The organism is Leifsonia sp. fls2-241-R2A-40a, from assembly GCF_030209575.1.
In the GTDB taxonomy this organism is placed as follows: Bacteria; Actinomycetota; Actinomycetes; order Actinomycetales; family Microbacteriaceae; genus Leifsonia.
This window is the reverse complement of record NZ_JARVRS010000001.1, coordinates 1,791,547-1,805,056: the sequence shown is the minus strand read 5'-3', so window position 1 is coordinate 1,805,056 and position 13,510 is coordinate 1,791,547. Positions and strand designations below refer to the sequence as shown.

General features: G+C 70.4%; 13 protein-coding genes. 11 read left to right on the top strand and 2 right to left on the bottom strand.

Annotation, left to right across the window (positions count from 1 at the left end; translation table 11 throughout):
- Positions 1 to 31: 31 nt before the first annotated feature.
- Both purS and purQ read left to right on the top strand, forming a co-directional pair.
- Positions 32 to 292, top strand: coding sequence for a phosphoribosylformylglycinamidine synthase subunit PurS (gene purS, locus QRN40_RS09085; protein ID WP_285115264.1), 261 nt, complete (start codon positions 32 to 34; stop codon positions 290 to 292).
- Positions 292 to 990, top strand: coding sequence for a phosphoribosylformylglycinamidine synthase subunit PurQ (purQ, locus tag QRN40_RS09080; protein ID WP_285115263.1), 699 nt, complete (start codon positions 292 to 294; stop codon positions 988 to 990). Before purS ends, purQ begins: the two co-directional genes overlap by 1 nt.
- Positions 991 to 996: 6 nt before the next feature.
- Here the strand turns inward: purQ and QRN40_RS09075 are convergent, their stop codons facing one another.
- Positions 997 to 1,365 (bottom strand): TfoX/Sxy family protein, encoded by a 369-nt coding sequence (locus tag QRN40_RS09075; RefSeq protein ID WP_285115262.1) that lies wholly within the window; start codon positions 1,363 to 1,365, stop codon positions 997 to 999.
- 106 nt (positions 1,366 to 1,471) lie between these two features.
- Here QRN40_RS09075 and QRN40_RS09070 point away from each other — a divergent pair, with 106 nt between their 5' ends.
- From QRN40_RS09070 to QRN40_RS09055, 4 genes are all read left to right on the top strand, one after another.
- A complete protein-coding gene (locus QRN40_RS09070; protein WP_285115261.1) occupies positions 1,472 to 2,035 on the top strand; it encodes an RNA polymerase sigma factor in 564 nt (187 codons plus the stop codon).
- Positions 2,032 to 2,850 carry a hypothetical protein gene (locus QRN40_RS09065; protein WP_285115260.1) on the top strand — a complete coding sequence of 273 codons (819 nt, stop codon included), beginning with the start codon at positions 2,032 to 2,034 and terminating at the stop codon, positions 2,848 to 2,850. Before QRN40_RS09070 ends, QRN40_RS09065 begins: the two co-directional genes overlap by 4 nt.
- A gap of 65 nt (positions 2,851 to 2,915) precedes the next feature.
- Complete coding sequence (gene purL / locus QRN40_RS09060; RefSeq protein WP_285115259.1) at positions 2,916 to 5,234, top strand: phosphoribosylformylglycinamidine synthase subunit PurL; 2,319 nt, start codon at positions 2,916 to 2,918, stop codon at positions 5,232 to 5,234.
- 100 nt (positions 5,235 to 5,334) lie between these two features.
- Positions 5,335 to 6,330 carry an alpha/beta hydrolase gene (locus tag QRN40_RS09055; protein ID WP_285115258.1) on the top strand — a complete coding sequence of 332 codons (996 nt, stop codon included), beginning with the start codon at positions 5,335 to 5,337 and terminating at the stop codon, positions 6,328 to 6,330.
- A 386-nt stretch (positions 6,331 to 6,716) separates the two neighbouring features.
- On the opposite strand, the gene QRN40_RS09050 is transcribed toward QRN40_RS09055, so the two are convergent.
- The gene (locus QRN40_RS09050) at positions 6,717 to 7,637 is read right to left on the bottom strand and encodes a DMT family transporter (RefSeq protein ID WP_285115257.1); all 921 of its coding nucleotides are present in this window, start codon (positions 7,635 to 7,637) and stop codon (positions 6,717 to 6,719) included.
- A gap of 170 nt (positions 7,638 to 7,807) precedes the next feature.
- On the opposite strand from QRN40_RS09050, the gene QRN40_RS09045 reads away from it, so the two are divergent.
- The 5 genes from QRN40_RS09045 (at position 7,808) to QRN40_RS09025 (ending at position 13,498) form a co-directional block, all read left to right on the top strand.
- Entirely contained in the window at positions 7,808 to 8,995 is a 1,188-nt protein-coding gene (locus QRN40_RS09045) for an LLM class flavin-dependent oxidoreductase (RefSeq protein ID WP_285115256.1), read from the top strand.
- A gap of 44 nt (positions 8,996 to 9,039) precedes the next feature.
- On the top strand, positions 9,040 to 9,732 hold the full coding sequence (locus QRN40_RS09040; protein WP_285115255.1) for a CE1759 family FMN reductase: 693 nt from the start codon (positions 9,040 to 9,042) through the stop codon (positions 9,730 to 9,732).
- 136 nt (positions 9,733 to 9,868) lie between these two features.
- Complete coding sequence (locus QRN40_RS09035; RefSeq protein WP_285117467.1) at positions 9,869 to 11,347, top strand: glycosyltransferase family 2 protein; 1,479 nt, start codon at positions 9,869 to 9,871, stop codon at positions 11,345 to 11,347.
- A 103-nt stretch (positions 11,348 to 11,450) separates the two neighbouring features.
- Positions 11,451 to 12,170, top strand: a complete 720-nt coding sequence (locus tag QRN40_RS09030; RefSeq protein ID WP_285115254.1) for an ABC transporter ATP-binding protein — start codon at positions 11,451 to 11,453, stop codon at positions 12,168 to 12,170.
- Positions 12,167 to 13,498: an FtsX-like permease family protein gene (locus tag QRN40_RS09025; protein WP_285115253.1), complete on the top strand. Its 1,332-nt coding sequence runs from the start codon at positions 12,167 to 12,169 to the stop codon at positions 13,496 to 13,498. Before QRN40_RS09030 ends, QRN40_RS09025 begins: the two co-directional genes overlap by 4 nt.
- Positions 13,499 to 13,510 lie beyond the last annotated feature (12 nt).

Sequence of the window (13,510 nt, the reverse complement as noted above, 5' to 3'; positions counted from 1 at the left end):
ACCCCGACGCCCGAGTGAGCGGAGTATCCCCGTGCCGACGATCGTTGTAGAAGTGATGCCCAAGGCCGAACTGCTCGACCCGCAGGGCAAGGCGGTCGCACGAGCGCTCGCCCGCACGGGCCGCGGCGGCGTCACCGGGGTGCGCGTCGGCAAGCGGTTCGAGCTGACCGTCGACGGTCCGATCGACGACGACCTGCGCGCGACGGTCCAGGAGATCGCCGACGAGATCCTCTCCAACTCCGTGATCGAGGACGTGGTGGGCATCCACTACCCCGCCGAGGTCGACGCCTGATGCGCATCGGCGTCATCACCTTCCCGGGTTCGCTCGACGACCGCGACGCGCTCCGCGCCGTCCGGCTCGCCGGCGCCGAGCCGGTCGCGCTCTGGCACGGCGAGCACGACCTGCAGGGCGTCGACGCGCTCGTGCTCCCCGGCGGCTTCAGCTACGGCGACTACCTGCGCTGCGGCGCCATCGCCTCCCTCTCGCCGATCATGACCGAGGTCGTGGATGCGGCGGCCAAGGGCATGCCCGTGCTCGGCATCTGCAACGGCTTCCAGATGCTGGCCGAGGCGCACCTCGTCGCCGGCGGCCTCATCCGCAACGATCACGGCACCTTCATCCGCCGCGACCAGCACCTCACGGTCGAGAACGCATCCACCCCCTGGACCAGCGGTTTCGGGCAGGGCCAGGAGATCGTCATCCCGCTGAAGAACGGCGAGGGCGGCTTCATCGCATCCGCCGACGAGCTCAACCGCCTCGAGGGCGAGGGGATGGTCGTCTTCCGCTACAAGGGCGTCAACCCCAACGGCTCCCTCAACGACATCGCGGGCGTCCGCAACGAGCGCGGCAACGTGGTCGGCCTCATGCCGCACCCCGAGCACGCGGTCGAGCCCGGCTTCGGCCCGGACACCCGGGACGCGATGCGCTCCGGGACGGACGGGCTCACGTTCTTCACGTCCGTCATCCGCTCGGCACTCGTCGAGGCGTAACTCCGCTCAGCCGGCGGCTTTCCGCGGCTTCTTCTGCTTCGGCGGCATCCGGCCGACCTGCTCCAGCGCGACGCCGATCCATTCGCGCAGGCGGTCGGGGTCGTCCCTCCACGCCTCGGGCAGCGAGACGTAGCCGCCCATCGGCCGTTCAGCCGGGCCGTAGGGGCCGGCTCCGTCGATGGCGAGAAGCTGCTCGCGCACGGCTTCGTCGGGCAGGCGCACCCCGATGGAGTCGCCGAACAGCCCGGCGAACATGTTGCCGTTCACGAACGCGGCCAGGTTGGCGAACATCGGCTTGACCTGAACTCCGGACGCCTCCGGAATGAGCGTCCGGAACAGGTCCTGGGTCTCCTGCGAGGGTCGTGGGACGTGCATGGCGGGCCTCCTCGCGGCACACCCTAGCGCGCGGAGCCGCGGCGCGAGCTGCCGAAGTCGGACGCCGTTCGGGAACCGCCGCCCCCGTCGTGGACACTTCATAGTTGTGAGGGGAATCCGAATCGACGAGCCGGACGTGCTCCAACGCGTGAACGCCGGTGATCCGGATGCGTTCGGGGCACTGTTCGACCTGCATCACGACCGCGTCTTCCGCCAGGCCGTCCGGCTGACCGCGTCGATCCACGACGCGGAGGACGTGACCGCGGTCGTGTTCCTGGAGGCCTGGCGCCGCCGGGACGCCATGCGGGTGGTGAACGGCTCCGTCATCGGCTGGCTGCTGGTGATGACCAACTTCGTCTTCCGCAACTACGCACGCGCCTCCCGCCGCTACCGGGACGGCCTGCGGCAACTGCCCCCGCCGGAGCACGCCCCCGATCATGCGGACGCCGTGGACGACCGCATCGACCGGGATGCGCGCCGAGCGGCACTGCGCGCGGCGCTCGCCTCGCTTCCGCGACGCGACCAGGACATCCTGACCCTCTGCGTGCTCGAAGAGCTCAGCACGGCCGACGCCGCGGAGGCGCTGGGGGTGGCGCCCGGAACCGTGAAGTCGCGGCTCTCCCGAGCGAAGGCCCGACTCGCGGAACAGATGAACGGAGGAGAGCGATGAGCGACGAGCCCACCTTCGACCCGCGTCGCAAGGCGGCGATCCGCGAGCTGGTGGTCGGCAACGCGGCCGCCCACCCCGGACGCGCCGGCGGACGGAAGCGCACCGCGCTGATCGTCACGCTCGTGCTGCTCGCGGTGAGCATCTCCGGCGGCACGGTGGCCTACGCGCTCAGCACCGGCCTCATCGACCCGCAGCCGATCGCCGCGCCGACGGCGACAACCACGCCTGAGCCGACGGTCACACCGACGCCCACGCCGACCCCCACACCGACCCCGACACCGGCTCCCGACAGCTCGGTCCAGGACCCGGCCGACACATCCACCTGGATCATCGGCTTCGACAGCGTCGGTCCCCTGACGGTCGGTGCGCCCTTCGCGACCCAGGGGCAGGGGGTCCCCGCCCTGCAGGACGTGACCGATTCGCGCTGCCTCGCCGGACAGAGGGACTACCAGGCCGCCGGCGGCGTGAGCTTCGTCCTAGTCGGGGCGGCGGACGGCTCAGACGGGACGGCTGCCATCCAATTCGGCAACTACGGCGACGGCTCGGACGACCGAGCGGTGAGCCCCAAGACGGAAGCCGGCATCGGCGTCAGTTCGACACGGGAGGAACTGTTCGCGGCGTACCCGGACATCCAGCAGACCGGGAGCTACAGCGACTCCGTCGTCTACTACGGCCGGACGGACGGCCAGGGCGACTGGATGGTGTTCGGCGTGATGCACGACGTGGTCTTCACCATCCAGCTCGGGAACGACGCGGTGCAGCCTGGGGGTCAGGGGACGGTCAGGTCCATCCCCTCGGAACGCTGCCCCGCCTGACCCTCCGCGAAGCCCGGTAGACTGGAGTCCTCCCCCGCCTGCCCCACCCAGCCTGGAGTGCCCGCGTGACCGACACCGCCACCGCCCACGTCGTCGACACCGTCGCGAACGCCGTCGAGACTCCCGAGCGGGAACAGCCGTACGCGGCGCTCGGCCTCAAGCCGGACGAGTACGCGCGCATCCGCGAGATCCTCGGCCGCCGGCCCACCAGCGGCGAGCTCGCCATGTACTCGGTGATGTGGTCGGAGCACTGCTCCTACAAGTCGTCGAAGATCTACCTGCGCCAGTTCGGCCAGAAGGTCAGCCCGGCGATGAAGAAGAACCTCATGGTCGGCATCGGCGAGAACGCGGGCGTCGTGGACGTCGGCGAGGGCTGGGCGGTCACCTTCAAGGTGGAGTCGCACAACCACCCCTCCTACATCGAGCCGTTCCAGGGCGCCGCGACCGGCGTCGGCGGGATCGTCCGCGACATCATCTCGATGGGCGCGCGCCCGGTCGCCGTGATGGACCAGCTGCGCTTCGGCGCCATCGACAACCCGGACACCGCCCGCGTCGTGCACGGCGTCGTCTCCGGCATCTCGTTCTACGGCAACTGCCTGGGCCTCCCGAACATCGGCGGCGAGACCTACTTCGACCCGATCTACCAGGGCAACCCGCTGGTCAACGCGCTATCCGTCGGCGTCCTCCGCCACGAGGACCTGCACCTCGCGAACGCGTCCGGCGCCGGCAACAAGGTCGTGCTGTTCGGCGCCCGGACCGGTGGCGACGGGATCGGCGGGGCGAGCATCCTCGCGTCCGACACGTTCTCCGCGGGCGGACCGACCAAGCGTCCGGCCGTCCAGGTGGGCGACCCGTTCGCCGAGAAGGTGCTCATCGAGTGCTGCCTGGAGCTGTTCCGCGACAAGCTGGTCGAGGGCATCCAGGACCTGGGCGCGGCGGGCATCTCCTGCGCGACCAGCGAGCTCGCCTCCAACGGCGACGGCGGGATGTTCGTCGAGCTCGACAAGGTGCTGCTGCGCGACCCGAGCCTCACGGCCGAGGAGATCCTCATGTCGGAGAGCCAGGAGCGCATGATGGCCGTCGTCAAGCCGGAACTGCTCGACGCGTTCCTCGCCGTGACCGCCAAGTGGGATGTGGAGACCAGCGTGCTCGGCGAGGTCACCGAGACCGGCCGCCTCGTCATCAACTGGAAGGGCGAGGAGATCGTCAACGTCGACCCGCGCACGGTCGCCGTCGACGGCCCGGTCTACGAGCGCCCGGTCGCCTACCCGACCTGGATCGACGCCCTGCAGGACGACTCGGCCGCCGTGCTCGCGCGCCCGACCACGGGCGACGAGCTGCGCGAGCAGACCCTCGCCCTCCTCGGCAGCGCAAACCTGGCCGACAAGGGCTGGATCACCGACCAGTACGACTACTTCGTCGGCGGCAACACCGCGCTCGCCTTCCCGGACGACGCCGGCATGATCCGCGTCGACGAGGAGTCGGGTCTCGGCTTCGCCATAGCGACCGACGCCAACGGCCGCTACTGCCAGCTCGACCCGAAGCAGGGCGCCAAGCTCGCCCTCGCCGAGGCCTACCGCAACGTCGCCGCCTCCGGCGCCACCCCGGTCGCCGTCACCGACTGCCTCAACTTCGGCAGCCCGGAGAACCCCGAGGTCATGTGGCAGTTCTCCCAGGCCGTCGAGGGCCTGTCGGACGCCTGCCTCGAACTCGAGATCCCGGTCACCGGCGGCAACGTCTCGTTCTACAACCAGACCGGTGACACCCCGATCTTCCCGACCCCGGTCGTCGGTGTGCTCGGCGTGATCGACGACGTCGCGCGGCGCATCCCGAGCGGCTGGCAGGACGAGGGCGAGAACATCTACCTCCTCGGCGTCACCCGTGAGGAGCTCGACGGATCGGCGTGGGCCGGCACCATCCACGGTCACCTCGGCGGACACCCGCCGGCGGTCGACCTGACCGCCGAGCGTTCGCTGGCGGAGGCGCTGCACGCCGCGGCCCTCGAGGGTCTCGTCTCGTCGGCCCACGACCTGGCCGACGGCGGACTCGCGCAGGCCCTCGCCGAGAGCGTCATGCGCTTCGGCGTCGGCGCACGCGTCTGGCTGACCGAGATCCAGGAGCGCGACGGCGTGGATGCGGCGACCGCCCTGTTCTCGGAGTCGACCGCCCGCCTCATCGTGACGGTCCCGCGCGAGGACGACGTGAAGTTCCGCGGCCTCTGCGAAGGCCGCGGCATCCCGGCACTCCGCATCGGCGTGACCGACGCCGAGGTCGGCGCCCAGCCGGTGCTCGAGGTGCAGGACCTCTTCACGATCGGCCTGGAGGAGCTGCACGGAGTGCACCGCTCCACCCTCCCCGAGCACTTCGGTCCCACGGTCGCCTGACCCGCCCGACCTGCGGGTAGCCCCCGAGCACAGGAAAAACGCCCCGAGTCCGCGCGATTCGGGGCGTTTTTCCTGGGCTCGGCGGCGCTACGGTGAGGGGATGCGTGCTCGAGCGGCCCTGGTCAGTTCACTCGTCGGCGTGGGGGCGGTGGTTGCAGGGGCGGTGGCGTTCGCGCGGGCGTCTCCCTGGCCGAGCGCGCTGGTCATCCGGCGGGTGTTCACCAAGGGGGCGCGCGAGACGGTTGCCGAGATGCAGCCGTTCGTGCCTCAGGAAACGACCGCCGACGTCGGAGTGGATGCGGGCGTGGACGGGCTCACTTTCGACGTGTTCCGTCCGGAGGGCGCCGACGGCCCGCTGCCGACGGTCGTCTGGGTGCACGGGGGCGCCTGGCTGTCCGGGTCGAGCCGGGATGTGGAGCCGTACCTCCGCATTCTCGCGGCGGAGGGCTTCACGGCGATCGGGCTGAACTACACGCTCGCGCCGGAGGCGGCGTACCCGACCGCCCTCCGCCAGGTGAACGCCGCGCTCGCGCACATCATTGCGAACGCGGGATCGCTCGGCGTCGACCCTTCGCGCGTCGTGCTCGCCGGGGACTCCGCGGGCGCCCAGCTCGCCGCCCAGCTGGCCGCCCTGACGACGAGCGCAGACTATGCTCAGCTCGTCGGCATCCCTCCCGCGCTTCGCCCCCAGCAGCTGCGCGGCATCATCCTGAACTGCGGTGTGTACGACCTGGATGCGCTGGCCGGCCTGACCGGGCTGGTGGGCTGGGGGTTCAAAACGGCGATGTGGGCGTACAGCGGCACCAAGGACTGGTCGGACAGCCCGGCCGGCCGGACGATGTCGGTGCTCCGGCACGTGACCTCGCGCTTCCCGCCGACGTACATCTCGGGCGGCAACGGGGACGGTCTCACGGTCACCCAGTCGGTCCCGATGGCGGCCGCGCTGCGAGCCGCGGGGGTCGACGTGACCGAGCTGTTCTGGCCGGCGGATCACGCGCCGGCACTCCCGCACGAGTACCAGTTCCACCTGGCGTATCCCGAGGCGCGGGACGCCGTGACGGCGACCGTGGCGTTCCTGCGGTCGCACCTCGGCTAGACGCGCCGCCGCCCGGCCCCTCCGGACGCGCATCGGTTAGCGTCGGAGAAAGACGCCTGATTCTCCGGCGGAAAGCGGCCGGGACGGAGATCCGGAGGAGATCGGCCGGGAACTTCGACGATGGCCTCCGAAACTCCGACGATGGCTCGGGCAGACGGGGCTTGCGCGGTTACCGCGCCGCCGCCTCCTGCCGCCTACCGTGTCTCCCGCGCCTGCCGCTCCTGCGCGGCCGCCGCGCATCGGTTAGCGTCGGAGAAAGACGCCTGAATCTCCGACGCAAAGCGGCCGGGACGGAGATGCCGAGGAGATCGGCCGGAATCTCCGGCGATGACCTCGGAAACTCCGATGATGGCCGCGGCCAGCGTCGGGCGGCCAGGGTCGCGCGGCTAGCGCGCGGCCGCCTCCTGCGCCGCCAGCTCGGCCTGGCGGCGGGTGAACAGCCGCACGCGCTGCTGCGTGAGCAGGATTCCCGCGATGACGATGAGCGCCCCGACCGGCTCGTTCCAGGTCAGGTGCTCGCCGAGGATGAGGATGCCCAGCGCCACGCCGATCACCGGCGTGACGTAGGTGACGCCGGAGGTGACGGTCGGACCCCACGCGCGCAGCACGTTCATGTTCCAGATGTAGACGACGCCGGTCCCGAGCGCTCCGAGCGCGAGCAGCGACAGCAGCACGGGCCAGCTGAACTCGATCGGATGCCAGGCGACGATGGGCGTGAGCAGCAGCATGACCACGGCCGCCAGCCCGATGTTGAGGAAGGCGCTCGCGGTCGCGGACACCTCCCGCGGGCTGATGAACCGGCGGATGTAGCCGAAGCTGAACCCGTAGCAGGTCACCGCACCCAGGCAGGCGAGCTGGCCCCACAGGCTGCCGGCCAGCGCATCCACCGCCCACGGTCCGACCACCACGACGACACCAAGGATGCCCACGAGCACGCCCAGCACCTGGTCGCGGTTGAGCTTCTCCACGCGGAACACCGCCGTCACGAGGATCGCCGTCGTGATCGGCGTGACCGCGTTGTAGATGCTCGCGAGGCTGGAGGAGACGTACTGCTCGGCCCAGGCGAAGAGGAGGAACGGGATGACGCAGTAGGTCACGGCGACGACCGCGAAGTGCAGGTAGACGATCGGCTCCCGCGGCAGCCGCACCCGCATCGCCAGCGCGATGATGCCGAGCGTCACCGCGCCGAACACCAGCCGCGCCCACGCGACCTGCCCGAAGCTGACGCCCTCGAGCGCGATCTTCATGAACAGGAAGCTGGCGCCCCAGACGAGCCCCATGGCGGCGAATTGCAGAGCGACCTTCACCCCTCGACGCTAGCGGGTGCCACCGACGGCCCGCGCGCGGAAATCGGACAGCGATGCACGAGATGCGGCCAGAGTGCCGGACGGGGATCATGGGACCGGGAATACTTTCCCGCCTCGTGCGTTGTATGCGTTTGCATAGATACGGCGACAAACAACAAGAGGAGCCAGCAATGCAGTACGGAATCTTCTCCGTCAGCGACATCACCCGCGACCCGGTGTCCGGTGAGACGCCGAGCGAGGCGGAGCGCATCGACGCGATCGTCAAGATCGCCACGCACGCGGAGGAGGTCGGGCTGGACGTCTTCGCGATCGGCGAGCACCACAACCCGCCGTTCTTCTCCTCGTCCCCCACCACCCTGCTGGCCCACATCGCCGCCCTCACCGAGAAGCTCACGGTCACCACCTCGACCACGCTGATCACGACGAACGACCCCGTGCGCGTCGCCGAGGAGTACGCGATGCTGCAGCACCTGTCGAAGGGCCGCATGGACCTCATGGTCGGTCGCGGCAACACCGGCCCCGTGTACCCGTGGTTCGGCCAGGACATCCGCCAGAGCCTGCCGCTCGCGCTCGAGAACTACAACCTCCTGCACCGGCTGTGGCGCGAGGACGTCGTGGACTGGGAGGGACGCTTCCGCACACCGCTGCAGGGCTTCACCTCCACGCCGCGCCCGCTGGACGACGTGCCCCCGTTCGTCTGGCACGCCAGCATCCGCACCCCGGAGATCGCCGAGCAGGCCGCCTTCTACGGCAACGGCTTCTTCGCCAACAACATCTTCTGGCCGAAGGAGCACTTCCAGCGGCTCATCGCGTTCTACCGCGAGCGCTTCGAGCACTACGGCCACGGCACCGCCAAGGAGGCGATCGTCGGTCTGGGCGGTCAGGCCTTCATCGCGAAGAACTCGCAGGACGCGAAGGACCAGTTCCGCCCCTACTTCAACGAGGCCCCCGTCTACGGCAACGGCCCGACGATGGAGGAGTTCACCGACGCGACGCCGCTGAGCGTCGGCAGCCCGCAGGAGATCATCGACAAGACCCTCACGTTCCGCGAGTGGGCCGGCGACTACCAGCGCCAGCTCTTCCTCATGGACCACGCCGGCCTGCCGCTGAAGACCGTGCTCGAGCAGCTCGACCTGCTCGGCGAGTACGTCATCCCGGTGCTGCGCAAGGAGACCGAGGCCCGCAAGGACCCGGAGACCCCGGACGCCCCCACCCACGCGTCGCTCGTCGCTGCCAAGTACGGCGACCAGGCTCCGCGCCAGCCGCGCCCGAACGCGAACCGCGGTGACAACGTGACCGGCGGATCGCCCTACCAGGACACCGAGGCCGAGCTCCAGGCGAGCTACCCGACGCTCTGACGCCGACGCTCACCAACGGACTCGAACCGAGAGAAGGACACACCATGAGCACAACCGCACAGCGACCGTTCCGCGTCGTCGTGGTGAACGCAGGGGTCAGCGATCCGTCGTCCACCAAGATGCTCGCAGACCGTCTCGCCCTCCGCGTGGAGGCGGCCGCCCAGCGCGACGGCCGCACCGTCGAGACGCTCAACCTCGACCTGCGCGAGCTGCTGCCCGAGCTGGGGGCGGCACTCGCCTCCGGCCACCTGGGCCCGAAGTTCACGAAGGCCGTGGAGGCGCTGCGCTCGGCCGACGGCATCATCGCGACGGCCCCCGTCTACAAGGCCGAAGCGAGCGGACTGTTCAGCTCGTTCTTCCAGGTGCTCGACAACGACCTCCTCATCGCCAAGCCCGTGATCCTCGGTGCCACCGCCGGGACCGCGCGCCACGCGCTCGTGGTCGACGGCGAGATGCGCTCGCTGTTCGCCTTCCTGCGGACGATGACCACGCCGACCTCCGTCTTCGCCTCCACCGAGGACTGGCAGGACAAGGCGCTGGGCAAGCGCATCGACCGCGCGGCGCGCGAGCTGGTCGTCCTGATGGAGTCCGAGATCGAATCGAAGATCACGGACGCCTCGTGGGACAGCTACCAGCACGAGTTCGGCTCGGCGGGCGGCAACGAGCTCGGCATCGACCTCGGGTCGGACCTCATGCGGCTGGCCGCGGGCGGCACGCTGCCGGGAGCACGCCGCTAGCGCGCATCCCGCAGCGGACCGCTTTTCCGTGCACGAACAGGCCCCGGGAGACCGGGGCCTGTTCGCGTCTGGGCCGGGCGGCTCCGCGATAGGGTGCTGGGTAGAACAGGGAGGTCTTGGGGTGGACGTTCTCACCGTGCTGCAGTGGATCGGCGTCGTCGTATGCCTGATCCTGGCGCTCTCCGGGCTCATCCCCGTCATCGCGGCCGCCGCGAGCTTCGTGGTGATCCCCTTCCACGCCTGGATCAACCACTACAAGAAGGCCGCTCCGTACCTCCCCCGCGTGGCCATCGTCGTCCCCGCCTGGAACGAGGGTGCGGTGATCGGCGCATCCATCGACCGCCTCATGAAGCTGGACTACCCGCGCGAGGCCCTGCGCATCTACGTCGTCGACGACGCGAGCACCGACGACACCCCCGACGTCGTCCGCGATCGCGCCGCCCAGTACCCCGGCAACGTCCACCTGCTGCGTAGGCAGCAGGGCGGCCAGGGCAAGGCGCACACGCTCAACCACGGCATCGCGAAGGTGCTGGAGGACGACTGGATGGAGGCGCTCCTCATCATGGACGCCGACGTCATCTACACGCCCACGTCGCTGCGCCGGATGACGCGCCACCTCGCCGACCCCGAGGTCGGGGCCGTCTCCGCCTACATCCGCGAGGGCAGCGCCGACCGCAACTACCTGACCAAGTTCATCAGCACGGAGTACGTGCTGTCGCAGCCCGCGGCCCGACGAGCTCAGAACGTGCTCGGCGCCCAGGCCTGCCTCGCCGGCGGAGCGCAGCTGCACACGCGCGAGAACCTGCTCGCCATCGGCGGCCGCATCGACACCAGCACGCTCGCCGAGGACACCATCACCACGTTCGAGACGCAGCTGCAGGGCCGCAAGGTCGTCTTCGAGCCGCACGCGCACGTCCTGGCCGAGGAGCCGCGGGCGATCGACGGGCTGTGGAAGCAGCGCCTGCGCTGGGCGCGCGGCAACGTCTCCGTCACCGCTCGCTACTCGAAGGTCTGGTTCCGTCCCTCCCGCACGCACCACCTGGGGGGCATCAGCTTCGGGATCGTGTGGTTCAGCCTGTGGCTGCTGCCGCTCATCATGATCCTGTCGTCGATCGGTCTGGCCGGGCTGCTCTTCCTGCAGAACGAGATCGCCACCGGGGTGTTCCGGCTGCTCTGGATCTCCGCCGCACTCGCGTACCTGTTCGTGCTGGTCCTCGGCTCGCTGACCGACGGCGCGACGACGAAGAAGGAGCTGGGCCACGTCCTGCTCTTCCCCGGCATCATCAACATGTTGGTCATGATCACCGCGCTGTTCCCTCCGGTGACACTCGTCTGGCTGCCCGGGCTGTTCGGGGTGACACTCAGCACCGCCGCGCTCTTCGCTCTCACGCTCGCGATCTACATCTGGATCCCCTTCTCGATGGTGTTCGCGTGGCTGGCGCGGAAGTCCGAGAAGACGCGCGCCGGTCGCTGGCTGGCTCCCACGCTGATCTACCTGGCGGGCTACGGATCGCTGCTGTGCGCGATCACGTTCGACTCCTACCTCAAGGAGCTCGGGGGCGCCGAAGCGAAGTGGGACAAGACCGAGAAGGTGGGCCGGGTCGCCGCCGGCTGAGCCCACGTCGTACCAGGGGACGACATCCACGGGATGATGCCGCCGCCCAGCGATGCCCCTTGCGGCCGATGCCGCCGGACGGGCGGATCGCCAGGCTGGAGGCATGACTTCAGCACCACATGCCGCGCCTGCGGCTCCGCCCGTCCTCGCCGCGACAGCCCTCACCAAGAGCTACGGCCCGTCCACCGCCTTGGCGGGCGTCGACTTCCGGCTGCAGCCGGGCGAGTCCGTCGCGATCATGGGGGCATCCGGCTCGGGGAAGACGACCCTGCTGCACTGCCTCGCGGGAATCATTCCACCCGACACGGGTTCCGTGGTCCTGTCCACCTCGGCGGGCGCATTGGAGCTGACCGCTCTCGATGAGGCCGGCCGGTCACGGCTGCGCCGGGAGTCCTTCGGCTTCGTCTTCCAGCAGGGGCTGCTGCTGCCCGAGCTGACCGCGGTGGAGAACGTGGCCCTGCCGCTGATGCTCACCGGGACGGATCGGCGCGCCGCCGAGCAGACGGCCGCGATGTGGCTCGCCGCGCTCGGCCTTGCCGGATTCGAGTCGCGCCGCATCGGCCAGCTGTCGGGTGGCCAGGCGCAGCGCGTCGCCATCGCGCGGGCGCAGACCACCGGGGCCGCCGTCGTCTTCGCCGACGAACCGACCGGCGCTCTCGACTCGCAGACCTCCGCCGAGGTGATGGATGCGCTCATCCGCTCGACCACCGAGCGCGGGCGCTCCCTCGTCGTGGTCACCCACGATGAGACGGTGGCCGCGCGCTGCTCGCGCGTGCTGCGGCTGGCGGACGGCCGCATCGTGGACGGGGTGAGCGCACGATGACGACCCTCCGCCTGGCCTGGCTGTTCGCCCGCCGCAGCGCGACCGCCCGTTCGACCGTCGTGCTGCCGGTCGTCGCGTTCGCGGTGGTGACCGCCTTGCTCCTCATCGTCGCCGGTGGCGCGCAGGCGTTCTTCTCCTGGACGGACGAGTCGGCTGCGGTCTACCAGCTGCTGGCCGTGGTCGCCCTGTCGCTGCTGGTGGTGCCGCTCGTCGGCCTGGGCGGTTCGGCCGCCCGGCTCTCGGCACGGCGGCGCGACGACCGCCTCGCCGGGTTGCGCCTGCTCGGCGCGACGCCGCGCCTGGTGACCGCGCTCACCGTCATCGAGTCGACCGCTCTGGCGGTCGTGGGCGCGGTCGCCGGTGTGGTCGTGTACCTGACCGTTACGCCGCTGGTGGCGCTCATCCCGTTCCGCGGAGAGGCGCTCGGGATGTCCGTCCTGCTGAATCCGCTCTGGATCGCGGTCACGATCGTGGGTATCGGGGCCCTCGCCGCCCTGAGCGCGGTCGTGGGACTGCGCAGCGTCATCCTGTCGCCGCTCGGGGTCCGGACGCGGCAGCAGGCGCCCCGCCTGCACTGGGTGCGCGTCGTCGTGACCGTCGCGGTGCTCGCGGTCGCCTTCGGCCTGCTGTCACTGGTCCAGGGCGCGCCCACACTCGGCATCGTCATGGCCGTGCTGGCCGTCGGTTTCGGCGGCAGCATCGCGGTGCTCAACCTGATCGGCCCGTGGGTGCTGCGGCTGGTCGCCACCGGTCAGGCGCGCCGTGCACGCACCGCGCGCCGTCTGCTGGCCGCACGGAGCGTGCTCGAATCGCCGAAAGCGGCCTGGCGCCAGGTGTCCGGCGTGGCCATGACGAGCTTCGTGGCGGTCTTCGCCGGCGTCGGCGTCGCCCTCATCGACCTCGCCGCGGGCGGAGCCGACTCCGAGACGCTGACCCTCGTCGGCGACATCCGGACCGGTGTGCTCATCACGATCGTGGCGTCGTTCCTGATGGTCGCGTGCGCCGCCGGCGTCAACCAGGCCGCCGCCATCCTCGACCGTCGCGACCTCTACGTCAGCCTCGACCGCATCGGGATGCCCGTCAGCGAGATCAACGCCGCGCGTAGCCGGGCGGTGCTCTCGCCGCTGCGGATCACGTCCATCGGCTCGGCGGTGACCGCGGCCGTCGTGCTCTTCCCGCTGACCGGGGCGAGCCTCCTGCTCGCGCCCCTCACTCTCGTCACCGTGGCCGGCTGCCTGGCCGCGGGCATCCTGCTCGTGTGGGCTGCTCTCCGCGCCACCCGGCCGGTGCTGGCACGGGTGCTCGCCGAGCCGTCGCCCACACTGTGACCCGGTAGGGTC